The 23,531-nt window shown below is 52.9% G+C and carries 39 protein-coding genes and 2 tRNA genes; 32 read left to right on the forward strand and 9 right to left on the reverse strand.

All coding sequences use genetic code 11. The features are described from left to right. Positions 1–69: 69 nt before the first annotated feature. The 9 genes from bet to CU081_RS12760 all read right to left on the reverse strand — a co-directional run bounded on the left by bet (position 70) and on the right by CU081_RS12760 (position 5,076). A complete protein-coding gene (gene bet / locus CU081_RS12725; RefSeq protein ID WP_100185472.1) occupies positions 70–915 on the reverse strand; it encodes a phage recombination protein Bet in 846 nt (281 codons plus the stop codon). A gap of 18 nt (positions 916–933) precedes the next feature. Then, positions 934–1,218 carry a host nuclease inhibitor GamL gene (gene gamL, locus CU081_RS12730; protein WP_100185473.1) on the reverse strand — a complete coding sequence of 95 codons (285 nt, stop codon included), beginning with the start codon at positions 1,216–1,218 and terminating at the stop codon, positions 934–936. 7 nt (positions 1,219–1,225) lie between these two features. Then, on the reverse strand, positions 1,226–2,305 hold the full coding sequence (locus CU081_RS12735) for a hypothetical protein (protein WP_100185474.1): 1,080 nt from the start codon (positions 2,303–2,305) through the stop codon (positions 1,226–1,228). Between the two features lie 70 nt (positions 2,306–2,375). Continuing rightward, a complete protein-coding gene (locus CU081_RS26130) occupies positions 2,376–2,822 on the reverse strand; it encodes a hypothetical protein (protein ID WP_157787721.1) in 447 nt (148 codons plus the stop codon). Next, positions 2,809–2,982: a host cell division inhibitory peptide Kil gene (locus CU081_RS12745; RefSeq protein WP_047344318.1), complete on the reverse strand. Its 174-nt coding sequence runs from the start codon at positions 2,980–2,982 to the stop codon at positions 2,809–2,811. The genes CU081_RS26130 and CU081_RS12745 overlap by 14 nt, the downstream gene beginning before the upstream one ends. Then, positions 2,979–3,137, reverse strand: coding sequence for a hypothetical protein (locus CU081_RS26275; RefSeq protein WP_193971651.1), 159 nt, complete (start codon positions 3,135–3,137; stop codon positions 2,979–2,981). Before CU081_RS26275 ends, CU081_RS12745 begins: the two co-directional genes overlap by 4 nt. 1 nt (position 3,138) lies before the next feature. After that, a complete protein-coding gene (locus CU081_RS12750; protein WP_047717799.1) occupies positions 3,139–3,348 on the reverse strand; it encodes a hypothetical protein in 210 nt (69 codons plus the stop codon). A 163-nt stretch (positions 3,349–3,511) separates the two neighbouring features. Further along, positions 3,512–3,904: a hypothetical protein gene (locus CU081_RS12755; RefSeq protein WP_205735608.1), complete on the reverse strand. Its 393-nt coding sequence runs from the start codon at positions 3,902–3,904 to the stop codon at positions 3,512–3,514. A gap of 539 nt (positions 3,905–4,443) precedes the next feature. Next, the gene (locus CU081_RS12760; RefSeq protein WP_045907318.1) at positions 4,444–5,076 is read right to left on the reverse strand and encodes a LexA family protein; all 633 of its coding nucleotides are present in this window, start codon (positions 5,074–5,076) and stop codon (positions 4,444–4,446) included. Between the two features lie 98 nt (positions 5,077–5,174). Between CU081_RS12760 and CU081_RS12765 the strand changes: the two genes are divergently transcribed. The 32 genes from CU081_RS12765 (at position 5,175) to CU081_RS12915 (ending at position 23,518) form a co-directional block, all read left to right on the forward strand. Then, complete coding sequence (locus CU081_RS12765; protein WP_045343394.1) at positions 5,175–5,396, forward strand: helix-turn-helix domain-containing protein; 222 nt, start codon at positions 5,175–5,177, stop codon at positions 5,394–5,396. A 29-nt stretch (positions 5,397–5,425) separates the two neighbouring features. Then, positions 5,426–5,968, forward strand: a complete 543-nt coding sequence (locus tag CU081_RS12770) for a toxin YdaT domain-containing protein (RefSeq protein WP_100185476.1) — start codon at positions 5,426–5,428, stop codon at positions 5,966–5,968. Between the two features lie 89 nt (positions 5,969–6,057). Beyond that, complete coding sequence (locus CU081_RS26280; RefSeq protein ID WP_015571544.1) at positions 6,058–6,204, forward strand: hypothetical protein; 147 nt, start codon at positions 6,058–6,060, stop codon at positions 6,202–6,204. After that, the gene (locus CU081_RS12775; RefSeq protein WP_100185477.1) at positions 6,197–7,282 is read left to right on the forward strand and encodes a replication protein; all 1,086 of its coding nucleotides are present in this window, start codon (positions 6,197–6,199) and stop codon (positions 7,280–7,282) included. Before CU081_RS26280 ends, CU081_RS12775 begins: the two co-directional genes overlap by 8 nt. Further along, positions 7,279–8,652: a replicative DNA helicase gene (locus CU081_RS12780; RefSeq protein WP_058691364.1), complete on the forward strand. Its 1,374-nt coding sequence runs from the start codon at positions 7,279–7,281 to the stop codon at positions 8,650–8,652. The genes CU081_RS12775 and CU081_RS12780 overlap by 4 nt, the downstream gene beginning before the upstream one ends. A 4-nt stretch (positions 8,653–8,656) precedes the next feature. After that, positions 8,657–8,956 carry a hypothetical protein gene (locus CU081_RS12785; protein WP_023311412.1) on the forward strand — a complete coding sequence of 100 codons (300 nt, stop codon included), beginning with the start codon at positions 8,657–8,659 and terminating at the stop codon, positions 8,954–8,956. Then, complete coding sequence (locus CU081_RS12790; protein WP_045345369.1) at positions 8,953–9,153, forward strand: hypothetical protein; 201 nt, start codon at positions 8,953–8,955, stop codon at positions 9,151–9,153. Before CU081_RS12785 ends, CU081_RS12790 begins: the two co-directional genes overlap by 4 nt. Further along, positions 9,150–9,563, forward strand: coding sequence for an ead/Ea22-like family protein (locus tag CU081_RS12795; protein WP_100185478.1), 414 nt, complete (start codon positions 9,150–9,152; stop codon positions 9,561–9,563). Before CU081_RS12790 ends, CU081_RS12795 begins: the two co-directional genes overlap by 4 nt. Before the next feature lies 1 nt (position 9,564). Continuing rightward, the gene (locus tag CU081_RS12800) at positions 9,565–10,233 is read left to right on the forward strand and encodes a hypothetical protein (protein WP_058656688.1); all 669 of its coding nucleotides are present in this window, start codon (positions 9,565–9,567) and stop codon (positions 10,231–10,233) included. Between the two features lie 3 nt (positions 10,234–10,236). Continuing rightward, positions 10,237–10,827, forward strand: a complete 591-nt coding sequence (locus CU081_RS26285; RefSeq protein WP_058656689.1) for a hypothetical protein — start codon at positions 10,237–10,239, stop codon at positions 10,825–10,827. 281 nt (positions 10,828–11,108) lie between these two features. Continuing rightward, entirely contained in the window at positions 11,109–11,318 is a 210-nt protein-coding gene (locus CU081_RS12810) for a hypothetical protein (protein WP_058656690.1), read from the forward strand. Positions 11,319–11,509: 191 nt separating this feature from the next. Beyond that, on the forward strand, positions 11,510–11,959 hold the full coding sequence (locus CU081_RS12815) for a recombination protein NinB (RefSeq protein ID WP_023330681.1): 450 nt from the start codon (positions 11,510–11,512) through the stop codon (positions 11,957–11,959). Continuing rightward, positions 11,952–12,122: a NinE family protein gene (locus tag CU081_RS12820; RefSeq protein WP_100185479.1), complete on the forward strand. Its 171-nt coding sequence runs from the start codon at positions 11,952–11,954 to the stop codon at positions 12,120–12,122. Before CU081_RS12815 ends, CU081_RS12820 begins: the two co-directional genes overlap by 8 nt. Further along, complete coding sequence (locus CU081_RS12825) at positions 12,115–12,747, forward strand: recombination protein NinG (protein ID WP_047352406.1); 633 nt, start codon at positions 12,115–12,117, stop codon at positions 12,745–12,747. The genes CU081_RS12820 and CU081_RS12825 overlap by 8 nt, the downstream gene beginning before the upstream one ends. Continuing rightward, positions 12,744–12,860 carry a hypothetical protein gene (locus CU081_RS26510; RefSeq protein WP_094166857.1) on the forward strand — a complete coding sequence of 39 codons (117 nt, stop codon included), beginning with the start codon at positions 12,744–12,746 and terminating at the stop codon, positions 12,858–12,860. The genes CU081_RS12825 and CU081_RS26510 overlap by 4 nt, the downstream gene beginning before the upstream one ends. Further along, complete coding sequence (locus tag CU081_RS12835) at positions 12,860–13,669, forward strand: antitermination protein Q (RefSeq protein ID WP_100185480.1); 810 nt, start codon at positions 12,860–12,862, stop codon at positions 13,667–13,669. Before CU081_RS26510 ends, CU081_RS12835 begins: the two co-directional genes overlap by 1 nt. A gap of 156 nt (positions 13,670–13,825) precedes the next feature. Beyond that, positions 13,826–13,900, forward strand: a tRNA-Asn gene (locus tag CU081_RS12840). 5 nt (positions 13,901–13,905) lie between these two features. Continuing rightward, positions 13,906–13,980 (forward strand) — tRNA-Thr (locus tag CU081_RS12845). Positions 13,981–14,143: 163 nt separating this feature from the next. Continuing rightward, positions 14,144–14,545, forward strand: a complete 402-nt coding sequence (locus tag CU081_RS12850) for a putative holin (protein ID WP_001514183.1) — start codon at positions 14,144–14,146, stop codon at positions 14,543–14,545. Further along, on the forward strand, positions 14,542–14,817 hold the full coding sequence (locus CU081_RS12855) for a phage holin family protein (protein WP_001514184.1): 276 nt from the start codon (positions 14,542–14,544) through the stop codon (positions 14,815–14,817). Before CU081_RS12850 ends, CU081_RS12855 begins: the two co-directional genes overlap by 4 nt. Positions 14,818–14,819: 2 nt before the next feature. Next, positions 14,820–15,362, forward strand: a complete 543-nt coding sequence (locus tag CU081_RS12860; RefSeq protein WP_022651099.1) for a glycoside hydrolase family 108 protein — start codon at positions 14,820–14,822, stop codon at positions 15,360–15,362. After that, the gene (locus tag CU081_RS12865) at positions 15,359–15,631 is read left to right on the forward strand and encodes a hypothetical protein (RefSeq protein WP_022651100.1); all 273 of its coding nucleotides are present in this window, start codon (positions 15,359–15,361) and stop codon (positions 15,629–15,631) included. Before CU081_RS12860 ends, CU081_RS12865 begins: the two co-directional genes overlap by 4 nt. A gap of 4 nt (positions 15,632–15,635) precedes the next feature. After that, the gene (locus tag CU081_RS12870) at positions 15,636–15,785 is read left to right on the forward strand and encodes a hypothetical protein (RefSeq protein ID WP_039268941.1); all 150 of its coding nucleotides are present in this window, start codon (positions 15,636–15,638) and stop codon (positions 15,783–15,785) included. 301 nt (positions 15,786–16,086) lie between these two features. Next, a complete protein-coding gene (locus CU081_RS12875; protein ID WP_100185524.1) occupies positions 16,087–16,569 on the forward strand; it encodes an HNH endonuclease in 483 nt (160 codons plus the stop codon). A gap of 138 nt (positions 16,570–16,707) precedes the next feature. Further along, positions 16,708–16,914: a hypothetical protein gene (locus CU081_RS12880; RefSeq protein WP_100185481.1), complete on the forward strand. Its 207-nt coding sequence runs from the start codon at positions 16,708–16,710 to the stop codon at positions 16,912–16,914. 3 nt (positions 16,915–16,917) lie between these two features. Beyond that, positions 16,918–17,556 carry a putative metallopeptidase gene (locus CU081_RS12885; RefSeq protein WP_100185482.1) on the forward strand — a complete coding sequence of 213 codons (639 nt, stop codon included), beginning with the start codon at positions 16,918–16,920 and terminating at the stop codon, positions 17,554–17,556. Positions 17,557–17,588: 32 nt separating this feature from the next. Then, on the forward strand, positions 17,589–18,068 hold the full coding sequence (locus tag CU081_RS12890) for a DUF2280 domain-containing protein (RefSeq protein ID WP_022651005.1): 480 nt from the start codon (positions 17,589–17,591) through the stop codon (positions 18,066–18,068). Further along, complete coding sequence (locus tag CU081_RS12895) at positions 18,055–19,533, forward strand: phage terminase large subunit family protein (RefSeq protein WP_100185483.1); 1,479 nt, start codon at positions 18,055–18,057, stop codon at positions 19,531–19,533. The genes CU081_RS12890 and CU081_RS12895 overlap by 14 nt, the downstream gene beginning before the upstream one ends. Positions 19,534–19,548: 15 nt before the next feature. Continuing rightward, a complete protein-coding gene (locus CU081_RS12900; RefSeq protein WP_100185484.1) occupies positions 19,549–20,901 on the forward strand; it encodes an anti-CBASS protein Acb1 family protein in 1,353 nt (450 codons plus the stop codon). Next, positions 20,855–21,784, forward strand: a complete 930-nt coding sequence (locus tag CU081_RS12905) for a phage minor head protein (protein WP_100185485.1) — start codon at positions 20,855–20,857, stop codon at positions 21,782–21,784. The genes CU081_RS12900 and CU081_RS12905 overlap by 47 nt, the downstream gene beginning before the upstream one ends. Before the next feature lie 3 nt (positions 21,785–21,787). Continuing rightward, positions 21,788–23,050 carry a hypothetical protein gene (locus CU081_RS12910; RefSeq protein ID WP_100185486.1) on the forward strand — a complete coding sequence of 421 codons (1,263 nt, stop codon included), beginning with the start codon at positions 21,788–21,790 and terminating at the stop codon, positions 23,048–23,050. Positions 23,051–23,062: 12 nt separating this feature from the next. Next, entirely contained in the window at positions 23,063–23,518 is a 456-nt protein-coding gene (locus CU081_RS12915; protein WP_032676278.1) for a gp53 minor capsid family protein, read from the forward strand. Positions 23,519–23,531: the final 13 nt, after the last annotated feature.

Raw genomic sequence — 23,531 nt, forward strand, 5'->3', positions numbered from 1 at the left:
TGCCTAAAATCTTTGCCATGTCGCGAATGCTGTGTTTTCCGCTTCGCAACAGTGAAAGCAGGGATGGTGTCATGCTGCCGCCTTAGCTCTTTTCTGAAGGAAGCCATACCCTTTCTGCGCCTCTTCTTCAGTGAGTTCTGACGCCTCAAGGATTTGCCGCTTGAAGATGTCGCTGCAAAGAGGAAGAAAGTCTTGCTCCATGTCCTTACCAAGCTCTTTCAAAAGATTGGTAATGGACTGGATGGTTTCTTCGCTTGCGGCTGGTGGAAGCGCTTCTGTGGTGCTGCGCGGCGTGACGTCACGGATATCAACGTCCAGTGATTTGCCTTCCATTTCTTCGGCGGTAGGCTGCTGTCCAATCTCAGGCCATGCCTTACGCAACGCCTGGGCTTCTGCGCATTTCGCCAACTGGCCGTATGGGCGCTTTTTCCACATCGCGTTCGGCGCCGTGGTGTCGCGGCCGCCGGTGGCGTAGTTTTCAATCCAGTATTCTTTGGCGCTGAACTCGACGATCTCTCCACTGGGCATGCGCTTGTAGACGGTGTATTTGCACCACTGAGGGAAAGTCACCTCGACACCAGTAAGCGTCAGAGTTACGTCGGGACCGAACTCAGGCTCACGGGCCCCGGCATAATCTCCGGATCGGTCTGCCTGAATGCGGTAAAGCCCGATGCCCGGCATGACCACGTCGCGCCAATCACCTTTACCTGTTTTCGAGTCTTTGACGTACATCGGAACGAGGTGGACAGGTTTGAGCAACGGATCCAGCTGGCGGGCGCGGCAGTAGTCAAGCGCCATCATTACCGATTCGTCTTTGGCGCCAGGGTAGATGCTATTCTTCAGCGCGCTCCAGGTGGAGACGTCGACACCTATCTCCTGAAGCGTCGTCGCTGTGATTGTTAATTCGTTTGCCATCGTTAATCCCCTCAAAAATTAAAACGGGCAGCCGGTACGGTGTTCCCAGTCGTATTCCGCCTGGGCGTAAGCAACTGCCGAAATGAAATCGTTGTAGGCCTCGCCAGCTTTATCGCTGCGAAGTCCTTCGTATGGGCTAGAGTCAATCGGGATCGTGAAGTGGAAGAGGCCGGACGGCTCTTTTGGCATCATGTCGATGATTTGCTGCGCCCTGTCGTCGATCCACTTCTCTTTCTCGTCGGTGAGTTGCTGCTCAACCCAGCGCCGGTCTTCGATACGGTCGTAAGTGAGGAATGCGTTCATGGTTGCCTCAGTAATGAATTTTTGCGCAGGGGATCAAGTCATCTTTCAGTGCGGTAAGTACTTCAATAGCCTGTTCGCTGGTTAAGCTTGTGTGGCTGGTTAGCGCGTTAACGATGTTGGTGCCGACCGTCTTGCGGTGCTTTACGTCAGCTTCGCGCTTTGCCTGTTCTTCGGCGATGCGCTTCTCTTCGGCTAGGCGAGCATCTTCGGCCTGTTTTGCCTTAAGGCGCTCGGCTTCCACTGCCGCAGCTTTTTCGCGTTCTGCCCTAGCTTCTGCTTCCTGCTTCTCGCGTGCCGCACGCTGTTCCGCTTCGATGCGCTGGCGCTCCGCAGCTTCAGCACGCGCTTTCTCCTCAGCTTCGCGGCGTGCTGCGGCTTCGAGTTCAGCCTTCGCATTTTGCTCTGCATCACGACGAGCCTGTTCTGCCGCTTCCCGGCGAATATTTTCCTCACGTTCCAGGCGAGCTTTTTCTTCCGCTTCTTTACGAAGTCGCTCAAGCTCTGCAGCTTCATGCTCACGCTGCTTTGCGACGATCAGTGCAGCTTCAAGCTGCTGGATGGTGGCGTCTTTAGCCACTCCAGCTTCAGCCGCTACTTCCTGCCAGCTTTCATCAAGTGCAACGGCTTTTGCTGACTCAATGCGCTGCTGAATGTCAACTGACGGCAGGTAGTTACCCAAGCCATCAATCACATCAGCCAAGGATCGCAAATCATTAAGTCTCTGCTGCAATGCGTCCTTTCTTGCCGACTCGGCGTTTTCCCAGTCAGTGAGAGGTTTGCGCACTTCATCCTTCAGCGCGTCCAGACGCTCACGCACAATGCGGCGGCTTTCGTCGATCTGCTTCGGCAGGGCTTTAAGCTCGGCAACCAGATCCTTGCCGGCGTTGTCGATATAGGTTTTGGAGCGGGCAACCTTATGCGCCATGGATGCGATAGCATCGCGGCCTTTACGGGTCGACACATCCGGTACCAGGCTGCGAGCTTCTTTCTCGATCGCCTCAATAATCGGGTCGAGCTGCTCTTTGGTGGTGAATACCGCCATTGCGTTCTGTTTCTCAATGACGACTAAGTCCGTTACTTCGCTCATGGTTTCTCCTGAAATTTGGATGTGCAGATCCCGCCCGCATTGAGCCAGGCAGATCGGTTGAATGGGGTGGTTACTTAGAAAGTTTTGAGTTCCAGCACTCTATGGCTGAAATTGGTGAGTCGAAGGTAACCGGAGCGATCCATCCGCAACATTTCAGTTGGAACTGATTGAGGATGTATGGCTCAGGAGCAATCCTGCATCCGCGATCCCATTCGAACGCTTTAATTACTGGCTGTCGTTTGCAAAATGGACACTCTGTTGCGTCAGGGAGATTTTCGAAAGAAGTATCCGGCAATGAGCCATCATCTTCAGCCCATTGAAGTTCGCCTGGCACAATGACCGAATATCCATCCCATCGATCAAATTCAGGTGAAAGAACATCTTCGAAACCAGCGCCACGAAGGCGAAACTTAGCTCGGGCAATAACGACAAGCCCTTTAACTTTTCGGCTGCCCATCCGCCACATATAAACACCGGCGGAATCTGGCTTGCGCTCAGAGTATTTAACCCATTGCATGCTCACCTCCACGCTTATTCGAATTCCCTCGATACCACGGCATGCCAGCGGCTCTCTTCATCTCTTCGTTGGCTTCCATCCATTTGGCGCCATCACCATTCTGGCGTGCATCACGGGCTTTCTGCTGAGCTAAGCGAAGAAGTGGGTGATTGATAGTCATGCCTTCACCTCAACCTGTTCCAGGAGGCCAGCGATATGCATCTGCCAGCGGTTCAGCACCAGTTTTTCCCGCGGTGCCGATAGCGACGTCAGCTGCCACTCGTTATCGTTAAGCTTTTTGGCGGTGTACTGCTTGCCGTTGTGGGTGACTGTCATCTCACACCACCTTGAATAAGAACCAGCCCATACCGCACACAATCAGGCCCACAATGGTTATTGCGGAAGACATGCGTACATGGTCAATGGCTAGTTTTGAAAGTGGCTGGCGATGCTCTTTTTTCGTCAGCGAGTTGATTGCTATGCCGAGCAGAAATGTCCCGACAAACCATAAGGCGTATATCTTTAAGCCAAACTCCAAATCACTCATAAATCCTCTTGGCCTTATCGCGGCGAACGGAACGGTTAATACAAGACTTCAACGCATTTATTCAGTGTTTCAATGGGCGGCGGATGGCCGCCGGTTGTCATAAATGGGCAGACTCGAAAATCTGCCTATGTATGGCCGATAAAAAACCCGCCGTGGCGGGTCTTCAGAAATAGTCTTTGTGGTCACGCATGGCTCGCTCGAGAATCAGCTTCGCATCTTCAAAGCTCGCAGATTCAAAAGCCTCTCTTATGGCTTTAGCCAGGCAAGTTGCATCACTTTCGTAGTCGTCAGCTCTGCTTTCCCAGTTTGATGCCTCTTCTTCAGCCTCATAAAGGCGATCGCCATACTCGCACTCGAGTTCCTGGCGCACTTCATCACGAAGCTTCTCCTTGATGATTTCGGAGGCTTCTTCAATCGGCATTGTTTCCAGAATCGTCTCTGGCTGATGAGTGCCGTATTTCAGTGAGATGTCAGTAGCAAACATGCAACCTCCAAAAAAATGCCCGCGCGCTGGCGGGCCAAGAAGACTTTTCCAATCCAACCAGAACAGGATCATCGTCTCCTGTGCGGTTGAGATGGCAGTATTACCATCACCAAGCATCGGCGCCCGGTGCTTGAGGTTGGCTCTGTAGTTACCCGCTGATGCGGGAGAAATGCTTAATTCAGCCCAGCCCACTCAACTTCGAATGGACTGGAATAAATCTGTTTGCGCTTCGCACCTCTCATCCCGCCAGTGTTGCCCTTTCCCACGCCTTTATCGCTCTCGCGAGGGGGTAGCCTCACACCGACCGGATCGCGCCCGGTGCTACGCCGAATTTGTACGTTGGGGTCTAAACAGGATTACTGAGTGCTGTTCCGACTTTGCATGTTGTTAAAAAGCAGGCGACTTACTGTCCGCCGCTGGCTAACTTCGCTCAGCTGTCGATGTTTCGTTTCGATGGATTAAAGATACAGATAAAACTGTATTATCGTCAACAGACAAAACTGTATTTTATGGCGTGCGAAACATATGTTTCTGTATTTGTGGGTAATTTATTTTGTAAGGACGAAAAAAACCGGCATTAGCCGGTTTGTTCTGATGTTTGTGAGGGGGATTTAGCGTTTGCGGCGGTAAATGCGGTGCTCAATCATTACACCGATGATGGTTAAAGGCTGGTGATCGCTGTTAATGACAGGGTAATCATCATTGAGTGGGACCAGTTCAAAGTGCTGGCAGCCGAGAGGGTCTACCCATGTCGGACGGTATTTCTTGAAGGTCGCCTGTGTTCCGCCGTTCTTCGCGACAACAAATTCCCCAGGCGTTGGCTCAACCTCAGGGTCGACGATAATAACGTCTCCTGCCTTGAAATCTGGCTCCATTGAGTCGCCTTCAATGCGCAATGCAAAGGTGTGCTGGGACACATCCAGATCAGTGAGTATGTATTCAAGGCTGCCATCGAAAGCCTCGATAGGGTTTTTCTCAGCCAGTGCTCCTGCCTGTACATAGCTTATCAACGGAACTCTCCTGCTGTTGACCTCTGCCATCGGCATAAACGCGCCGCCGTTCATTAGCCAATCAGCATCGCATTTAAGCGCCTTGGCTATTCCAATTATATTACGTGGCTTGAGAGTTTTCCCATCTTCAATGCTCTGCCAAGACTGCTGCCGGATACCGGCCTTCTCAGCAGCTTCTGTCTGGGTTAACCCCAGCTCAATTCTTTTTTGTTTAACGCGATCCGCAAGGCTCATAAATCCCTCTCTCTGTATGCCTTGATAGTCACAGTTAAAACTGTAATTGACAAACAGAAATAACTGTCACAGAATACAGATAAAACTGTGGAGGTGATATGGAAACAATTTCTCAACGCCTCAAGCAAAAACGTGAAGAGATGAATCTGTCTCAAGACCAGCTGGCAAGACTGGCTGGTATGAAACAGCAATCACTTCAGGCCATCGAGGCCGGGACTACTAAGCGTCCACGTTATTTGGTTGAGCTGGCTCGGGCTCTCAAATGTGAACCTGAATGGCTTCTTTTTGGCGATGAGCCGAATAAAACAACAGCCGCTTAACGGCGGCCCTAACCACGAAAGGGAAAGCAATGCATTCACTTGCGTATCAACACAATACCGGAATACACCCGGGAGCGGTGATAAACCGCGCTCAACCTAAGGCGGCGCCAGACCACGAAAGGATCCGCGATGCGGTCCGGGCATGGTCTTCGGCGCTGGACAATCAGGACGTCGTTTCGGCGCTGATCATCAACGAATACCGGGAGCAGGGCGGGGCCGCCATAAGCTTCCCGGAAGACATCAGCCGGGCGCGCCAGAAACTGTTCCGCTTCCTGGATAACCGTTTCGACTCCGAACAGTACCGCGAGAACGTGCGCCAGCTGACACCCGCAATCATGGCCGTTCTGCCTCTGGAGTATCGCCATCGACTTCTTCCCGAGGACAGTTTCATGTCCCGCTTAGCTCGACTTGAGAAGGAAACGAGCGAGGCGAAAGTGGCCGTTGCGATGAACGCTCCGCGTCACCAGAAGCTCAAGGAACTCAGTGAGGGGATTGTAGAGATGTTCCGTGTCGACCCGGACCTGACCGCGCCGCTGATGGCTATGGTCACTTCGATGTTGGGGGTTATGTGATGGGAAGTTTCAAAAATGGCGAAAGCCAGTCTGCGCGAACAGAACTGGCCTTCAGATGCAAATCGTGTGCACTCATTGCAGGAGGAATAATGGCAAAAAATCCACGCTATTACCATACCGCTGTACATAAAAACATAACCCGCGATCGCTTCATCCGCTCGGTTAATCCGATTGTGGCAGAGAAGATGCGCGCCATCCTGGAAGAACTGAAACGTAAGGAGAGCGGTCGTGGATAATCTCGCAAAAGTAATACCTTTCAGACCGTCTGTATCGGTCGTGGAGCGTCAGGTGGCAGATATCGATGATGGGTATACCCGCATCGCTAACGAGCTGCTGGAAGCGGTTATGGCTGCTGATTTAACGGCTCGCCAGCTGAAGGTCGTTCTGGCGGTGATCCGCAAAACTTACGGGTTCGGGAAAAAGTTTGACCGCATTACCAATACCCAGATTGCAGCAATGACCGGCATTCACCATACGCATGTCTGCAAGGCCAAGAACGAGATGATTGCAATGAACATCATCGTTACCAACGGCATGGCGATCGGGGTGAATAAGGTGATTTCTGACTGGAATTTCAGCATTAGCCAAAATGGCAAATCATTAGCCGAAACAGCTAATGAAACATTAGCCAAGTCAGCTAATACCCATAAGCCAACTCAGCTAAACACAAAAGAAACTATTCAAAAGAAAGAAAGAAAAGATCCCCCTAAATCCCCCCAGGGGGAAAACTCACTCGCTCAGGAAGTGATGGATTACTTCAACGAGCTAACGGGTAGTCGTTGTGCTGCGCTGGCACCTTTTGAGAAAGCTCTCTCCACGGTGAAGAGCAAAGACCAGTGCTACACCGCCGAAGAGCTGAAGCTGGTTATCCGCTGGGCCCATGTGAACTGGGGTCACAGCTTCAAGCCAGAGAACCTGTGCCGTATGACCCGCTTTGATGGATACCTGTCAGACGCCCTGATATGGGCGGATGGCCAGGGAAGCAATCCGGCAGCCTGTCCGCACGAAGAGATCATCAAACTCTGGAATGAAAAATTCCCTTCGAAGGCCGTTTCGCTGCATGAGTGGAACCGCCGCCGTCCGGCCTATCGAGACCTGGAGGCTGTGTGGAACGGCAAAACCACCCAGGGCAACTGGCGAGAACTGAAGCACATGGGAATGGCCTTCGAGCTGATTAGCAAGTCTTCCCTGTTCGGCACCAGAGGCGATCAGCCATGGCTGACTCTCGACTGGATACTGAATCCGAAGAACTGGGGATCTGTCTACGAGCAGGCCATCAACGAGCACCGTGAGCGCAAGGGAGTAAAAGCATGAGCCGTTTTATCGATTTGTACGTTGAGCAGGCCGTCATCGGCGGGATCATGCTTGCAGCAGGGCGAGCAGATGGCGTGGACATGGCTACCGATGCGATTGAGGGTCTGACAGAGGACCACTTCACAGCAACGCCCCATAAAGTGGCTCTGAAGTCCTATAAGCGACTCAACGAATCCGGTTCGAAGATAGACCTACTTACGCTGACCAGCGATCTTGAGCAGCTCGGGGTGCTTGAGAGTGCGGGTGGTTTCGCTTACCTGGCTGAATGCAGCAAAAATACTCCGTCTTTCGCAAACCTGGCGGCCTACTGCGAAAAGCTTCGTGAAATGTACCTTGGTCGCCGTATGACACTGGCGTTACAGGTTGGGATCCAGAAGCTGTCCGAACCAACTACCGAGGGTATCGCAGACATCATCGGCAACATTCAGGCCGACATCTCTGGAATTGAGCACAGCGCTGACTACGGAACAGAACACATCACCACTGGCATCGATATGTCGCTGGAAACCATCCAGGCGATCATCAATGGCGACATCTGGAAATACAAAACAGAGCTCGGCATGTCGACCATCGATAGCGCTTTCGGAGGATTCAACAATACGGATTTTATCGTTGTTGGCGGGCGCCCTGGCATGGGGAAAACCATGTTTAGCACCACAGTGACAGAAACCGTAGGCCTGAAAAACAAAAAGCCGGTGCTGTTCTTCAGTCTCGAGATGCCAGTGGAACAAATCTCTGAGCGAGTCGCTTTCCACCGGGCGCGGGTAAGCAAAGAAGATCTGCTGAGCAAGGTTAGCGGGAAAATGGACGAGGCATGGGGGAAGGTTAGTCACTGCATGAAGGAGTTCATCGACTCTCCGATCTACATCAATGACAAGCCATCCCTAAGCGTTCACCAGGTGCGTGCGGAAGCGCGGCGTATGAGTAAGAAGTTGGGCGGACTGGGCGTGGTAATCGTCGATTATCTCCAGAAGATGCGGATGTCAGACCCGGAGAACATGAACCGCAGCGTAGGGGAGATCGCCACTGGCCTGAAGAACCTGGCGAAAGAATTGCGTTGCCCGGTCATCGCTCTGGCCCAGCTGAACCGAAACCTTGAGCAGCGCGCTAATAAGCGTCCCGTTGCCGCAGACCTGCGAGAGTCTGGCGTCATTGAGCAGGAAGCAGATGTGATCTTCATGGTGTACCGAGATGAGAAGTACAACGAAAACACCGAACTGAAAGGCATCACCGAAATCATCTGTGTGAAGTCCCGCCATGCGCCAGGGGCAGAAAAGACCTACCACTTCAGCAGCCGCTACTCCGGCCTGGACCCGGTAGATTTCACCTACAGCGGCCAGATGCAACAGGAGGCTGACTATGAGTGCTAAGACGATGAAAGGCAAACAGGCAATCCTGCGTTATCTCGAAACGCACCGGACCTTCACCGCGAAGGATGTGGCCACAGAGTGTGGCATGACCATCAACTGCATCACGAAGAACGCTATCGATCTGGAGCGGGCCCGGAAGATTGTGCGCGTGAGCAAGGTCTGGCGAACGGTGACTTATCGCCTGGCGACGCCGGAAGAGCAGGACGGCACCGCGCGCAGCTGCACCAACGGAATATTTCAGGAGTGCCGGAACAGTCCGGCGATGAGAAGGGTATTGATGGTTTGGGGGAGGGTAGGGGTATGAGCATCATGGATTTCGCAGAAATTAAAAAGGCGATCGACGCCATCACAACCGACTGGTCTATCCGTGGACCTTATCATGAAGACGACGGTAAGTATTACGCCTTGCTTCGTGGAGAGTGGGTTGGTGGCGGGTATATCGGAAAACGTAAGGCTCTTGATGCCATTCTCGAAAAGTTAACCAGCGAGGCCGCCCAATGATCAACATCGACAAACGCGCATTACGTGAAGCGGCGGAGAAGGCGCTATCAGCAGGGGATGGAAACTGGCAGACATGGCGTGAAGCTGGGATGAATTACCCTGAGATATTCACTTCTTCCGGACACATTGTTGCAACGGTTAACGGTTCGTTCGCTGTTGTTCGGTCAGATTTCATCGCCGCGGCCAACCCCGCAACCGTGCTGGCGCTGCTGGATGAGCTGGAAGCCAAAGACAAGCAGATTGCTGAGCTGGAGACGCGGGAGGTGATACTCCCTCAGCGAATGGATCCTGAGGGGTATCACATCGACGAAGCCTATATGGTAGCAGCCGAAGATGGTGAGTATCTTGACCGCGACGAAGTTATCGAAGCGATGCGTACTGCCGGAATCCGCATCAACGGGGAGGGCTGATATGGTTATTTGGTCGCTTTTTGATGGTTCTGGGATTATGGGGCTTCCTTGGGCTGAATGTGGTCACACCGTTTACTGTTTTAATGCCTCATCGGGTAATCATGGTGAATATGTAGGACGGAATGAGCATCCGTTAGTTCATCACATCGATATGTGGATTGATGGAGATTTTGCGGAGAAGTGCGTCACGATGAACATTCCCAGTCCAGACATTATCTTTGCTTTCCCCGACTGCACAGAGCTTGCGGTATCAGGTGCGAAGCATGATAGCCACACAAGTCTTGCTTCCGTAGATAACGCGAAAATGGTGCAGAAAATTGCGGAGGAATTCGGCGCTAAATGGATGGTTGAGAATCCGGTAGGAAAAATGTCAACGGCATGGCGCAAGCCGGATTACTACTTTCACCCGTATGAATACGGAGGACATATGCACGGACGCGAGGAAAGCTTTCACCCGAAAATGCCAGCGTATGACGGTTACACGAAAAAAACATGTATTTGGGCTGGCGGTGGGTTTGTCATGCCAGATAAAAAACCGGGACCGGTGAATATTGGACTGTTTTGGGGGTGGCGTTGGTTAGGTGGCAACTCACCGCGTACGAAGCAACTACGTTCACTTACGCCACGCGGATTCGCCAGAGCGGTATTTTTAGCAAATCGGGAGGACTAACTCATGAGCACTATTACCAAAGAACGCCTGGAGCCGGTTATTGAGCGTCTTGAGCATTATGCTACGAACGTGAAATGGACAAATGTGCAGGCAGCGCAGGACATGCTTATCGCTGTTGATGCCATGCGTCGTTTGCTGGCATCGCTCGAAGCGGAGCCTGTGGCGTGGCGTAACAAGGATTCAGGGCATTGTGGGACGGTACACATCCAAGGAAAATCACCGATTGATTGCGGATACGAACCATTGTACCTGGCCCCTCCAGCGCCGGTATCTGTGCCTGATGCGATGGAAATGGATGATGACTTTGACAGCGCGTTTGAACACGGAAAAGCTGTCGGCTGGAACGCCTATCGCGCAGCCATGCTTCAGTCGTTCGGTAATTCCGAACAACTCAACTCTCCGGTGATTCCGGATTGTTCGTGCGGCACTTGCCGCCCGGTGACTTTTACTGATAGTCGCTTCGTTGTCTGTTCTGAGTGTGGCAATAAGCGCTGCCCGCACGCCAATGACCACCGGAATGCATGCACAGGAAGTAATGAGCCAGGTCAGGAAGGTGGTGCATACCCAGCCGCACCGCGGCAGGAGGTGAAGTGATGACAGAACGACAGAAATTTATGGCAGAAATAGAGCGGATTTGTGGCGGGAAGAATGCCAGATACGTACTGCACGATTGGGAGTTGTATTTTAGGTTAGGGTACAGAGCCCATAATGCAGGAGAGGCATATCGCGAGGCTATTCAATGCGAGTGATGCCTAACCCATTCGACGCATAACAAACAGGCCTCTTCGGAGGCCTGATTACACAGCACGAAATGTTAATAAAGAAAAGAAGTAAAAGCTCAATATTTATGCATAACTTATTGAAAAGGAAATCAAATGACCACTATCGTAATAGACCATGATGTTCAGGACGAAAAGCTCAAAGAGATAGAGTTGCTGCTGAATGACGTTGCTATCCGTGACGTAAATTGGAACGGCGTGCATTTCGAAATTGAACGCGGAGACTTTACCTGCATACCAGACGATGAAAGCGCTGATGCTGTAAAATTGCTCAATAAGATACAGGAAATAATCTCCGGTTACTGACCCTCCTTAAATTGATTTTCAAGAATCAAGCAGCCATAATCATGTCATCGGAGCCTGAACAACTCCGGTGACTTCTGCGCATTTAAGGGGACTTAAATGCGACCACAATCTGAACTCCTCACCTTGTCACAGATGCTTAACGGCACCTGCGATCTTCTGCATTCTGCGTTTGACCTCTGCGGGGGTGCCGTATGAAGCAGCAATTCCACCTCGTCAACGACGCCATCAAGCAAAACGCTATCAACTTCATCCGGGAGCTGCCGGTGGACGCCAAGCGCCCGTTGGTTCTCGATATCAAGGAAATGACGCGCACCCTCGATCAGAACAAAAAAATGTGGCCGCTGCTTAAAGACCTCTCCGACCAGGTTACGTGGTTTGGCAATAAGTACGATTCTGACGACTGGAAAGACCTGATCACCGCTATGGTCGCTAAGTCCAAAAAGCAAGAGCAGCGCATGGCCCCTGGCCTTGATGGTGGCGTTGTGATGTTCGGACAGCGTACCAGCAAGATGACCGTCCGCCAGATGGTTGAGGTCATTGAGGCGATCTACTGGTTCGGCACTCAACAGAACGTCAAGTTCAGCGAAAAATCACGCCTTGAAATTGAATGGGCAAAACGCTGGGGTGAGCGCAATGAGTAGCCCACTTTCCCTCGTCATCACAAACGAAATCTTCCGCGTTCCGGCGCGCCGCAAACGTAAGCCAGCGGTTAAGCCGTCCGACATCCCGACACTGAAAGGCTACACCGCCCGCCTGGTTGATCAGAAATGGCTGCGTCTCGCGGCGAGGAGAGGTCATGCGTAAACCATCCCGCCGTAAGTGCAAAGTATGCGGTGAATACTTCGTGCCGAAATTCCATGACATCCGGATCCGCTGGTGCTGCCCGGAACACGGCGCAATCCTCGCAATGGAAGAACGCGAGAAGGAGAAGGTGAAAGCCGCCGCTAAGCGCATCAAGGAACGCAAAGAGAAAGAGCGCACGGAGCGCCGGGATCTGAAAGCAAGAAAAGTGGCGCTAAAAACGAAACCGCAATGGAGAGCTGAGGCGCAGGCGGCTTTCAATCGGTACGTCCGTCTGAGGGATGCTGGTAAGCCGTGCATCAGCTGCGGCAGGATGCCGGAGCAGAAGTTTGGCGGAACCATGGACTGCGGCCACTACCGCACCCGCGGCGCAGCGGCGCACCTCGCTTTCAACCTTCACAATACCGCAGCCCAGTGTGTCTATTGCAACCGGGATCGCGACGGCGCGCAAAAGGCATTTGAACAGGGCCTTATCGAGCGCATAGGTGCCGATAAAGTTGAGGCGATAAACAATGATAAGTCCGTCCGCCGATTCGACATCCCATACCTGCAGCGCATCAAAACCATATTCACCCGCAAAGCCCGCGCACTAGAAAAGCGCCGGGCCAGCCGACAGGAGGCCGCATGAATCATACCGACTTCCTCCGGTACCAGGCAGAAAGCGTTAAGCGCGCCAGCATGCCGCCAGTAGCAAAGCACAGCCAGACCAAAACCAACCAGCCACAGAAGGAAGCCGCATAATGAACCTCGAATCAATCGCTAAATACTTTGCGCCTAAATCACCGATGTTCAGTGACTCTCCTCGCGCAACCGCATCAGACAGTCTCACCGGCACTGACGTTATGGCGGCGCTTGGCCTTGCTGGCCACAAGTGCGGGTTTGGTTTCGATCTTTACCTCTCGAAAATCGGCATTAGCAGCCCAGATATAGCACTGGAGAGACTCTATGAGCAGGCACGTAAGTTATCAGGTAAATTCAGAGCACTGTCTGAACTCGATGAATCAGCTCGGTCAGGCGTGCTTAAGGTTCTCTGCGCTTTTGCATACCAGGATTATTCAAGAAGTGCTGCCAGCACTCGAAAATGTGATTGCTGTGATGGTGGCGGATTTACAGAGGCGCAAGTGTTTACCAACAAGGTCTCATACCCATGGGGGAAACCGCCTTACTGGTCGAAAATGTCGCGTGCCGTTCGCCCAAGCGACTGGGAGAGCTGGACACAGGCGCGTGAGGTGGTGCGAGTTAAATGCAAGCCGTGTAACGGAAAAGGCGTTATCAGCAATTCGTGTCGCTGCCATGGCAAAGGTAAGGTGCTGGACAAGGCAGAAAGCGATCGCCATGGCGTTCCAGTAATGAAAGCCTGCGACCGCTGCGGTGGTAGAGGTTACGCCAGGCTTAAGTTCTCAACGGTAATTGAGGGCGTTAATACTGTTGCGGAGATAAAGAAAACGGCGGCATATGAGCAACTTCAGCCGCTATTTGAGGAGTTGGTCGCCGAATGCCATAAACAGGAGTCTATGGCTGATTCCGTTCTCTCAAAAGTAACGAGATGAAAATAATTTTCCCTAATGTTGAAAATATATAGGAAATAGGTATTGCATTTCGCGGAAAAACTGGATAGATTCATCTCTAACGCTGGGAATCCGTTCAGTCGTTCCGAAGCAAAAAAATTCAAGCCCGAGGTTAACGCCTTGGGCTTTTTCGTTTCAGGGTCAGAAGCACAGCGGTTGTGCGTTCGGCTGTTAACCGAATGGTCGAAGGTTCGAATCCTTCCTGTCCCGCCAAATTCGCCGGTCTAGTTCAGTGGCAGAACGGCAGCCTTGTAAGCTGCGCGTCAGAGGTTCGATTCCTTTGCCCGGCACCAGAACCCACTACCTGTGACCCTTCGGCCAGAGAGCCGACATTGCCTTACCCTCATCTTCCTGGCTTGTCGCCAGGTTTTTTATTCCAGGTCCCGGGAACCATCCTCGACATGCCTTCTTGTTAAATCGTCCCGAGGGCCTGAACCAACTACACACGGAATAAATATGTCTGAGACCTTCACTATCGTAGGCGTTGGTCTTACATCGTCATCAGTCGGTGTAACCTTTGCCACGCTGTTTCCGGAGGCGACTCCAGCAGTGATGCTCGGATCACTCGCCGGAACTGCGCTATACGTTCTGACCTCAGATCCCCATCAACTCTGGAAGCAGGCTATCTTTGCGCTGATATCGTTTATCAGTGGCGTGTTCTTCTCCGTACCCATGGCGAAAATCATGGCCGGAATCATCAACACGCCGTTAAGCCTGATGAAGCCACCGGCCAGCATTGAGGTATCGCCAGCTGTCGGTGCAATTGTCACTGCTTCCATTTCCGTGGCAGTCCTGCTGCGTATTCTCCGCAAATCCAAAAGCGGGAAGATGCCGGGGCTGGGGGAGGAAGATAAATGACATGGCAGCTTCTTCTGATGGATGCAAACGCCATAGTTTGCCTGTTAATCATGGTCAGGCTGATGTTTTTCAGGAAGGAGGGAAAGCGTCATCGCCTGAGTGTCGCGGTACTGGCCTATCTGGTCATCCTTGCCGCAGGATTCAATGCCTTCAACATTCTGCTCGGCCACTACGTTCAGGTTAACCTCGGCGATCTGCTGCTTAACTCCGTCATCTGCATGGCGGTGTGGCTGGCGCGCGGGAACCTGGCGAAGGTCGTTATAACGGAATAGCCATGACCAAAGACGATATCTTTAACACCATCCTCGGCAAAGAGGGCGGTTATGTTGATCACCCGAACGATAAGGGCGGACCAACGAACTGGGGAATTACTCAGGCAACTGCCCGCGCGCATGGTTATACCGGTGATATGCGAAACCTTACACGTGAGCAGGCTCTGGCGATCCTTGAGTCTGATTACTGGTATGGCCCGCGCTTTGACCAGGTGGCAGAAGTATCCCCTTCTATTGCCGCCGAACTTTGCGATACCGGTGTGAACATGGGGCCATCGGTGCAGGTTAAATGGTTCCAGCGCTGGCTGAACGTTTTCAATAACCAGCAGCATTTCTATCCGGATCTGATCGCCGACGGGCAAATCGGCCCACGTAGCATCAGCGCGCTAAAGTCCTTCCTGGAGAAACGAGGCGGCGAAGGGGAAATCGTATTGCTTCGCGCACTGAACTGTAGCCAGGGCCAGCGTTATCTTGAGCTGGCAGAACAGCGGCCGGCTAACGAGTCATTCGTTTATGGCTGGATGCGCGAGCGGGTGAGCCTATGACGACACTCAAATCTGTACTGGCGGCAATCGGGGTTGCGATCCTGATGGTGCTTGGTGCCTTTGGTCTGGGCCGTTTTCGCGGGCGTGAACAGGCTGAAGAAAAATCAGACCGGCAGCGCACAGAAGAAAAGGCCGCATCCGCTGAAGCAGTAGCCAAACGCCGGGTAGAAGCAACGAAAGAGGCCAGCAATGTACAGCAGAATGTTAACCGCATGCCTGATGACGATGTTGATCGCGAGCTGCGGGACAACTGGACCCGTAAAGGTTGAAGTAGTGGACACGGCTTGCGACTGGGTTAAACCCATATACGGAACGGATCACGACTGGGATGTTCTGGACCGCCAGACGAAGAAAGACATCCTGGCGCATAACAAAGCGTGGCAGGTGAACTGCCAGAAAACAAAAGAATCGGGGGCAAAGTGATGAAAACTAACCAGTGCAGTGAAGGTTTCGACAACCCATCCAAGTTCCGCGAGGAATGGGATAAGCAGACCCAAGGGAAATAGAGCCTCATCCCTGAGGTTCTGACACAGTCTCTCCTCTGGACTTTAACCGTAGCAAATTCTCACAGCCTCGCATCCGCGGGGCTTTTTTATGCGCATCTCACGCGCACATAAACGAGAGCCTTTCAGTAAGCGAGCCTGAGAAAAACCGTTACAGGTGGCGACCTCTCTCGGGCGGCTTTTCTGTGAGACAGGCTCACTTTCTAAAAGGTAAATACGCTATGAATGGTCTCGAAAGCTATTTCTATTATGACGAGTCATCTCCGAGCTATTTGAGAAACAGAGTAACTCGCAACTCCAGATCAAAAGCAGATATGCCTGCGGGCACTAGAAACCATACAGGGCACTATCAAGTGATGCTGAATGGCGAAAGATTACAGATTCATCGCATTGTGTATGAGCTGTTTTTTGGAACTATTCCAGATGGCATGCTCATCGATCACGTTGATGGAAACCCAAGCAATAATTCTATTGAAAATTTGAGATTAGCAACAAGTCAGCAAAATTCTTTCAATAGGAAAGTGCAGAGCAAACATCAGCCACTACCGAAGGGGATATCCAGAGGGTATGGCGGAAAATATATTGCTCAGGTGTGTATTGGAAATTCAAAAATCAGGAAGTCATCGACAGATATTGATGCTCTTGCCTCATGGCTGGAAGCTCATCGAAACAGTCTGCATGGAGAGTTCAGCTGCAATGGCTAACTCTTCACTGAGGGGCTTCGATAATGATCTGTGTAACCCCGCAAGGATGGTGATCACATCTTGCTGACGGGTAAGCCGTAAGTGGCTAAGCAATTCTGAGAAGCAGGGCAACAGCTGCGACAAGGCAAAGAGGTAATCATGTCAGATATCTACCAAATCACCCTGACCACCCAAACAGGCGAAACCTTTACAGGTAAGATGTCACGACGTCAGCCTGAGCTGGTGAACGGCTTTGTGCCGCTGGCGACCGAGACGGGAGAGTGGCTGTATTTCGCTCCAGCCGATGTGAAGCGCGTGCAGTTCACGCCGGTGCTGGAAGAGCAGACCGAGCAAGCAACGGAGTAACCCATGGCTAACGATGACGAGCGCAGGCCTTATCCGCCAGTTAACTTCATCGCCTCCGACAACTGGCAGCCATACACCAGGCTGGTCCCCGCCAACGAAGTGCATGAGTGGATAAACCGACAAATCCTCAGCGATACCGGAAGCATCCATAACCCTGACCACGAACACCTGCTAGAGGCTGATCTCTGCTTCATGTGGGCGTCCGATTCGTTCGCGAAGAAGGGGCGCTATGTTCTCGGCCAGGCTGAACAGGTAATGCTGCGCGCCGGTGGCTGGCAGAAAGCCAGAATGGAACAGCAGATGCATGAATGGTTCGGGCGCATCCCGAAGTTCATCATCACGCTGGCGGCCGACTACTGCTCACAATGCAGTGACCTCGAATTTTGCGCACTGGTAGAGCATGAGCTTTACCACATCGCCCAGGCCACCGATGATTTCGGTGCGCCAAGATTCAATAAAGAGACCGGGCAGCCAGTGCTTACACTGCGTGGCCACGACGTCGAAGAATTCACTGGTGTCGTACGTCGATACGGTGCCAGCAAAGAAGTACAGGAGCTCGTTGATGCTGCCAATGCGCCAGCAGAAGTGGCTCACATCGATATAGCCAGGTCATGCGGTACATGCATGCTAAAGCTGGCGTAACAATATGACTGATTATGACAGGCGGGTAATCCATGGCGACACTGAAAGGTGAGGTCAAAGCCTTCATCGTTCAGTCCCTTGCCTGCTTCGATACTCCATCCCAGGTGGTTGAGCTGGTCAAAAAAGAATTTGGCCTGAGCATCACACGTCAGCAGGTCGAATCCCACGACCCGACGAAAGCAAACGGCAGGGGGCTGGCGCAGAAATGGGTGGACATGTTCAATGCCACCCGCGAACGCTTCCAGAATGAAATCTCCGATATTCCGATCGCCAACAAGGCGTACCGCCTTCGAGTTCTCGACCGCATGGCAACGCGCGCCGAGGGCATGAAGAACCTCGCGCTTACGGCAGAGATCATCGAGCAGGCTGCAAAGGAATGCGGCGATGCCTACACCAATAAGCACAAGTTTGAACATTCCGGCCCGAATGGTGGCGCCATACAGACGATCACCATGAGCAAAGAGGAATACAAATCCGCACGGCAGGAGATGATGGAGGATGACGACTGCTGAGCAAAGGGCATTTGCCCGAAAGGTTGAATGCGAAGAGGACGGGCTCTACTACGCTCGTTATTTCTTCAAGCAGCGCACCGGCGGAAAGATGATTGTCGCGCCTCACCACAAGGTGATTCAGCAAACACTGGATCGCGTTATTGATGGTGAGATTCAGCGCCTGATCATCAACGTCCCGCCTGGGTACACGAAAACGGAGCTGGCTACCATCAACATGATGGGCCGCGGACTGGCGCTGAACTGCCGGGCCCGCTTCATGCACCTGTCCTATTCGCACAACCTGGCGCTGCTGAACTCCTCAACCGCGCGTGGAATGATTAAGTCGCAGGCGTATCAGTCTATGTGGCCCATGTCGCTACGCGATGACGCTGACAGCAAGGCGATGTGGTGGACCGAACACGGCGGCGGCGTTTATGCGTCGTCAGCTGCCGGGCAGGTTACCGGCTTTCGTGCCGGACACATGGAGCCAGGCTGGCAGGGCGCGCTGATTATCGATGACCCAGTTAAGCCGGATGATGCTTACTCGGAGATCGTCCGTGACGGCGTCAACAACCGCTTTAACGAGACAATCAAATCACGACTGGCGATCGAAACGACGCCGATGATTGTCATCATGCAACGGATCCACTACCACGACCTGAGCGGTTATCTGCTGCGGGGCGGGAGTGGTGAGAAATGGCATCACCTGAATCTGCCGGTGATTATCGACAATAGTCAGCCATACGCTGCTCAGTACCCTGAAAACACCCACGCCATACCGATTGACCACGGACTGCCTGATGGCTGGCTGTGGCCGTTCAAGCATAACGAATCGCACCGTGTGTCGCTGTTCTCTCACCGGCGCACCGCTGAAGCTCAGTACATGCAGAAGCCTCGCAGATTTAATGCCGAAGGCGCTCTGTGGACTGAGTCGATGATAAGCGCGGCGCATGGCCTGCAAATTAGCGCTGATAAGGTAAGGACAGTCATCGCTATTGACCCGCAGGCGACAAATAGTGACGAAAGCGATGAAACGGGGATTATTGCTGCCAGTGCTTATGGTGCCGGAGATAAGAAGCAATTCTCGGTTGATGGTGATTACAGCGGGAAATATTCCCCTGCTGGGTGGGCAAAAAAGGCCATATGGGCTTATGAGCATCATCAGGCCGACGCGATAGTTATCGAAACGAACCAGGGCGGCGATATGGCGGAGGAGACACTCCGCAACGCCGGGTTCAAAGGCCGCATCATCCGTGTTCATGCCAGCAAAGGGAAATATGCGCGAGCAGAACCAATCTCCGCGCTTTACGAACAGGGCCGCGTGGCAAATCACGGCAACCTCTACGTGTTGGAGAACCAGCTGATGGAGTACATCCCTGCCACCGCGAAGAAATCACCTGACCGCCTCGATGCGATGGTTTATGCACTGACAGAACTGAATGGATCTCAACCTATGGGGATGATGATTCCGAAACGCCTTCGCTAACCAAACGGACAAACCATGACTGACAAATTAACTCTCGCCGTCAACCATGCGTTGAACGATGCGCGGATGGCGCGCGCCCGTATGGGAATGATGGCGCCAACGATGGGGCTGGACAATAAGCGCCATTCAGCATGGTGCGAGTATGGCTTCCCTGAGCAGGTAACTTACGAAAACCTTTATGCCCTTTACCGTCGCGGTGGTATCGCTCACGGTGCTGTTGAGAAGCTGGTGGGCAAGTGCTGGCAGACGAACCCGGAAATCATCGAGGGTGATGATGCCGACGAGAGCGAAAACGAAACCACCTGGGAAAACAAGTCAAAGCAGGTATTCAACAACCGGTTCTGGCGCTCATTTGCCGAGGCGGATCGCCGTCGCCTTGTCGGTCGTTATGCTGGCATCCTTCTGCACGTCCGCGATGAAAAAGACTGGAACCTTCCGGTTACCAAAGGGCGAGGGTTGCAGAAGGTTTCCGTGGCATGGGCCGGATCGCTAACGGTGAGCGAGTGGGACACTGGGCTGAACTCGAAGGCTTACGGTCAGCCGAAAATGTGGCAGTACGCCGAACGCTTGCCGAATGGTTCAAGTCGCCGCGTCAATATCCACCCCGATCGCGTTTTCATCCTTGGTGATTACTCAGACGATGCTATTGGCTTCCTTGAGCCAGCTTATAACGCCTTTGTGAGCCTGGAGAAGGTAGAGGGCGGGTCTGGTGAGTCATTCCTGAAGAACGCCGCTCGCCAGTTAGCACTTAGTTTCGGCAAGGAAATCGACTTTGGCAGCATTGCATCTATGTACGGCGTTAAAGTAGATGAGTTGCAGGATAAATTTAATGACGCTGCTCGCGAGATGAATCGCGGAAATGATGTGCTGCTTTCTCTCCAGGGGGCCAGCGTAACCTCCCTTGTTTCTCCGGTTTCTGATCCGTCTCCAACCTATAACGTAAACCTGCAAACCGCTGCCGCCGGAGTTGATATCCCGACGCGCATTCTGGTTGGTAATCAGCAGGCCGAGCGCTCCAGTACTGAGGACCAGAAATACTTCAATACTCGCTGCCAGTCTCGCCGTGGCGACCTGTCATTCGAGATTGAGGACTTCTGCGACAAGCTGATCGAATTAAGCATCCTCGATCCGGTCAGTCAGAAGACCGTTATCTGGGACGACCTCAATGCGCAAAGCGACAGTGAAAAACTGGATGCCGCTCAGAAGATGTCGCAAATCAACAGCGCTTCCATCGGCACGGGTGAGCAGGTGTTTACTGGTGAAGAAATTCGCGTGGCCGCCGGGTATGAGGGTTCGCCCGAACCATTTCCAGAGGTAGATGATGACGAAGAAGAAAGCGAAGTCACCGATACTTCCGGGAAACCTTAAAGACCCGACGGGTGCCGACCGACTTGAGCGCGGGGCAATGAGCGAGTTCGCCAGGCGAATGAAGCGTATTGGTAAGGCGTACAAGGGCATTCTTGACCGCATTCCTGCATCGCCATCAGTAAACCAGCGTTACACCTTCGACCTCGATTCCACCCAGCTATCAATGCTCCTCAGCAATGCCTCATTGCTGGTGGATGAGATATTGGGTGCGGATAACGAGACGGGGTTCTGGTTCTGGACTGAATACGTTAACCCGGCTTATCAGCGCGGGACGGCGCAGGAGTTTGCCAATCTGGCGCAGCAGTCAGCAGTGTACGCTGCCGGACAGGAAAGCGTATCGACAATCCTTCTCAGCGAACCGTACCGACGCAGGCTGATTCTGGTTCGCGCTCGCACCTTCGAGGAAATGAAGAACCTCAGCGCCAGTGTGAAAGCAGATATGGCGCGGATACTGACAGATGGACTTGGGCGCGGACAAAATCCAATGGAGATAGCTAAGCGCCTTACTGAGCAGACGGGAATTGAGTCTCGCCGGGGTAATCGTATTGCCCGGACGGAGATTACCACCGCGCTGCGCCGTGCGCGCCTGGACGAAGACGACGAAGCCAGAGAGCGATATGGCATCCGTACAAAGCAGATGCACATATCAGCGCTCAGCCCGACGACCCGAAGCACCCATGCCGCGCGTCACGCCCATCTGTATACCGCAGAAGAGCAGCGGGAGTGGTGGGCTAAGGATGCAAACGGCGTGAACTGCAAATGCTCCACGATCGCGGTTATGGTCGATGAAAGCGGCAAGCCGTTAAGTGACACCATCATCGATAAAGCTCAGAAAACATTTAACACAATGAAAGCCCGTGGCTACCAATGGGCTAAGGGTTAACTCATGCCAATGCAAGTTAATGTCACCTCGAAGGTGAACAGTAAGGCCATCCGACGCGAACAGCACAACGGACGCGAGCACTGGGTTGTTCCTTCCTACACCCTTCCGGCGAACGTGGTCATGAACGGCGGTCTGTATCCGGCCAGTGAGATTGACCAGCACTACAGTGGCCTGGAGGGGACACTGGCACCGCTCGGTCATCCACAGGTCAACGGTCAGTTTGTTTCTGCTTTTAGTCCTGAAGGGCTGAATGTGGGTTACGTCGGGGCATGGAACAAAAACGTCAAGAAGTCCGGCAGCCGCGTCTACGTCGAGAAGTGGATCGACACAGAAGTGGCAAAGCGCACGGATGACGGAAAGCGCCTCCTTGAGCGTCTTGAAGCGCTGGAGAAAGGCGAGGATGTTCCGCCAATCCATACCAGCGTTGCCGTATTCCTGGAGGAGCTTGAAGCGAACGATGAGCAGAAAGCTCAGGGGGCTTCATGGGTTGCGAAAATTCACGCGATGGACCATGACGCCATCCTTCTGGATGAGGTTGGCGCAGCTACGCCAGAACAGGGGGTAGGGATGATGGTAAATGCTGATCTTGCCACTCCACTGAAAGCTAATTCCGGCGCTCTGGTGGGGGAAACCTATCGCGAGCGTGAGCGGAGGCTGGAGAAGGCAGCGAAAGATAAATTCGCTCCTGGCGAGAAAGAATACGCCTGGGTGGCTGACTTCACTGACTCGCAAGCGGTAATCATCCTCAACAATGGCGAGCCGAAGGTTTACGGATACAAGTCTGAAGGCGGAAAGATTGTCTTTGATGATATCGGGACAGAGGTTCAGCGCCAGAGTTCATGGGTTGCTGTCGTCAACAAACTCAAATCTTTTTTCACACCGCAGGAACAGCCTGCACCAAACCACAAAACGGAGGGCGACATGCCTTTAACCACTGAAGAGAAACAAGAGCTGATCAGCGAAATCGGTAAAGGCCTGGCCGCAAACTTCGCCGAAGCCCTGAACCCGATTAAGGATGCGATCACCGGCCTACAGGCCAATCAGGACAAGCTCACTGAAACGCTAACTGCAAACTCCCGCGCTGAAGAGAAAGCAAAGCGTGAGGCGGTAGCTAAGGTCCATGGCGACATCGTGGCCAACGCGCTTTCTGGCGATGCGCTGGACGCGATGTTCAAGTCACTGGGCGAAGCTGCTCCGCTGGGCACCAACAATGCGCAGCAGCAGAAAGAAACCGGTGCACCTAACCCTGCCGAATACTTCAAATAAGGAGCCAGAATAATGGCACGTTATCGTCGCGTTAATATCGACGGTCAGTCTCTGTACAAGACCGAAACCCGCGTTACTGCCGCATCCTTGCTGCCCGGTACCGCTGCAGTCATCAATGACGACAATGAGTTTGCGCAGGCAACTGCGCTGGCTGGTCGTATCTACATCATCGATGTTGCCTATCATCAGGGTCTCAAAATCACTGAAGCAGTGCCAGCCGGCGACTCCGCAGTGGGTAACTACGTAGAAGAGGGCCGCGAGCTGGCGCTGCTGTGCGTGGCGGGGACTTACGCCAAAGACGATCCAATCAAGCTGGGTAGTAATGGGCAATTTACCAAAGCTACTGCAGACACCGATTCGGTGATTGGCTATAGCCAGGACGATGCGACCATCGCAGCCAGCACTACCGATTTCATCCGCGTGCGTATGCGCGTCGGTACCGTAGCCGCTGCAGGTGCTGGCGCTTAATCAGGAGAATAAT

This window comes from Enterobacter sp. CRENT-193 (assembly GCF_002787395.1).
Lineage (GTDB): Bacteria > Pseudomonadota > Gammaproteobacteria > Enterobacterales > Enterobacteriaceae > Enterobacter > Enterobacter hormaechei_C.

What these genes read in the sequence shown, in the direction of transcription:
- bet (WP_100185472.1), bottom strand. Translation starts at nt 915, where the DNA reads ATGGCAAACGAATTAACAATCACAGCGACGACGCTTCAGGAGATAGGT.
- gamL (WP_100185473.1), bottom strand. Translation starts at nt 1,218, where the DNA reads ATGAACGCATTCCTCACTTACGACCGTATCGAAGACCGGCGCTGGGTT.
- CU081_RS12735 (WP_100185474.1), bottom strand. Translation starts at nt 2,305, where the DNA reads ATGAGCGAAGTAACGGACTTAGTCGTCATTGAGAAACAGAACGCAATG.
- CU081_RS26130 (WP_157787721.1), bottom strand. Translation starts at nt 2,822, where the DNA reads ATGCAATGGGTTAAATACTCTGAGCGCAAGCCAGATTCCGCCGGTGTT.
- CU081_RS12745 (WP_047344318.1), bottom strand. Translation starts at nt 2,982, where the DNA reads ATGACTATCAATCACCCACTTCTTCGCTTAGCTCAGCAGAAAGCCCGT.
- CU081_RS26275 (WP_193971651.1), bottom strand. Translation starts at nt 3,137, where the DNA reads ATGACAGTCACCCACAACGGCAAGCAGTACACCGCCAAAAAGCTTAAC.
- CU081_RS12750 (WP_047717799.1), bottom strand. Translation starts at nt 3,348, where the DNA reads ATGAGTGATTTGGAGTTTGGCTTAAAGATATACGCCTTATGGTTTGTC.
- CU081_RS12755 (WP_205735608.1), bottom strand. Translation starts at nt 3,904, where the DNA reads ATGATCCTGTTCTGGTTGGATTGGAAAAGTCTTCTTGGCCCGCCAGCG.
- CU081_RS12760 (WP_045907318.1), bottom strand. Translation starts at nt 5,076, where the DNA reads ATGAGCCTTGCGGATCGCGTTAAACAAAAAAGAATTGAGCTGGGGTTA.
- CU081_RS12765 (WP_045343394.1), top strand. Translation starts at nt 5,175, where the DNA reads ATGGAAACAATTTCTCAACGCCTCAAGCAAAAACGTGAAGAGATGAAT.
- CU081_RS12770 (WP_100185476.1), top strand. Translation starts at nt 5,426, where the DNA reads ATGCATTCACTTGCGTATCAACACAATACCGGAATACACCCGGGAGCG.
- CU081_RS26280 (WP_015571544.1), top strand. Translation starts at nt 6,058, where the DNA reads ATGGCAAAAAATCCACGCTATTACCATACCGCTGTACATAAAAACATA.
- CU081_RS12780 (WP_058691364.1), top strand. Translation starts at nt 7,279, where the DNA reads ATGAGCCGTTTTATCGATTTGTACGTTGAGCAGGCCGTCATCGGCGGG.
- CU081_RS12785 (WP_023311412.1), top strand. Translation starts at nt 8,657, where the DNA reads ATGAAAGGCAAACAGGCAATCCTGCGTTATCTCGAAACGCACCGGACC.
- CU081_RS12790 (WP_045345369.1), top strand. Translation starts at nt 8,953, where the DNA reads ATGAGCATCATGGATTTCGCAGAAATTAAAAAGGCGATCGACGCCATC.
- CU081_RS12795 (WP_100185478.1), top strand. Translation starts at nt 9,150, where the DNA reads ATGATCAACATCGACAAACGCGCATTACGTGAAGCGGCGGAGAAGGCG.
- CU081_RS12800 (WP_058656688.1), top strand. Translation starts at nt 9,565, where the DNA reads ATGGTTATTTGGTCGCTTTTTGATGGTTCTGGGATTATGGGGCTTCCT.
- CU081_RS26285 (WP_058656689.1), top strand. Translation starts at nt 10,237, where the DNA reads ATGAGCACTATTACCAAAGAACGCCTGGAGCCGGTTATTGAGCGTCTT.
- CU081_RS12810 (WP_058656690.1), top strand. Translation starts at nt 11,109, where the DNA reads ATGACCACTATCGTAATAGACCATGATGTTCAGGACGAAAAGCTCAAA.
- CU081_RS12815 (WP_023330681.1), top strand. Translation starts at nt 11,510, where the DNA reads ATGAAGCAGCAATTCCACCTCGTCAACGACGCCATCAAGCAAAACGCT.
- CU081_RS12820 (WP_100185479.1), top strand. Translation starts at nt 11,952, where the DNA reads ATGAGTAGCCCACTTTCCCTCGTCATCACAAACGAAATCTTCCGCGTT.
- CU081_RS12825 (WP_047352406.1), top strand. Translation starts at nt 12,115, where the DNA reads ATGCGTAAACCATCCCGCCGTAAGTGCAAAGTATGCGGTGAATACTTC.
- CU081_RS26510 (WP_094166857.1), top strand. Translation starts at nt 12,744, where the DNA reads ATGAATCATACCGACTTCCTCCGGTACCAGGCAGAAAGCGTTAAGCGC.
- CU081_RS12835 (WP_100185480.1), top strand. Translation starts at nt 12,860, where the DNA reads ATGAACCTCGAATCAATCGCTAAATACTTTGCGCCTAAATCACCGATG.
- CU081_RS12850 (WP_001514183.1), top strand. Translation starts at nt 14,144, where the DNA reads ATGTCTGAGACCTTCACTATCGTAGGCGTTGGTCTTACATCGTCATCA.
- CU081_RS12855 (WP_001514184.1), top strand. Translation starts at nt 14,542, where the DNA reads ATGACATGGCAGCTTCTTCTGATGGATGCAAACGCCATAGTTTGCCTG.
- CU081_RS12860 (WP_022651099.1), top strand. Translation starts at nt 14,820, where the DNA reads ATGACCAAAGACGATATCTTTAACACCATCCTCGGCAAAGAGGGCGGT.
- CU081_RS12865 (WP_022651100.1), top strand. Translation starts at nt 15,359, where the DNA reads ATGACGACACTCAAATCTGTACTGGCGGCAATCGGGGTTGCGATCCTG.
- CU081_RS12875 (WP_100185524.1), top strand. Translation starts at nt 16,087, where the DNA reads ATGAATGGTCTCGAAAGCTATTTCTATTATGACGAGTCATCTCCGAGC.
- CU081_RS12880 (WP_100185481.1), top strand. Translation starts at nt 16,708, where the DNA reads ATGTCAGATATCTACCAAATCACCCTGACCACCCAAACAGGCGAAACC.
- CU081_RS12885 (WP_100185482.1), top strand. Translation starts at nt 16,918, where the DNA reads ATGGCTAACGATGACGAGCGCAGGCCTTATCCGCCAGTTAACTTCATC.
- CU081_RS12890 (WP_022651005.1), top strand. Translation starts at nt 17,589, where the DNA reads ATGGCGACACTGAAAGGTGAGGTCAAAGCCTTCATCGTTCAGTCCCTT.
- CU081_RS12895 (WP_100185483.1), top strand. Translation starts at nt 18,055, where the DNA reads ATGACGACTGCTGAGCAAAGGGCATTTGCCCGAAAGGTTGAATGCGAA.
- CU081_RS12900 (WP_100185484.1), top strand. Translation starts at nt 19,549, where the DNA reads ATGACTGACAAATTAACTCTCGCCGTCAACCATGCGTTGAACGATGCG.
- CU081_RS12905 (WP_100185485.1), top strand. Translation starts at nt 20,855, where the DNA reads ATGACGAAGAAGAAAGCGAAGTCACCGATACTTCCGGGAAACCTTAAA.
- CU081_RS12910 (WP_100185486.1), top strand. Translation starts at nt 21,788, where the DNA reads ATGCCAATGCAAGTTAATGTCACCTCGAAGGTGAACAGTAAGGCCATC.
- CU081_RS12915 (WP_032676278.1), top strand. Translation starts at nt 23,063, where the DNA reads ATGGCACGTTATCGTCGCGTTAATATCGACGGTCAGTCTCTGTACAAG.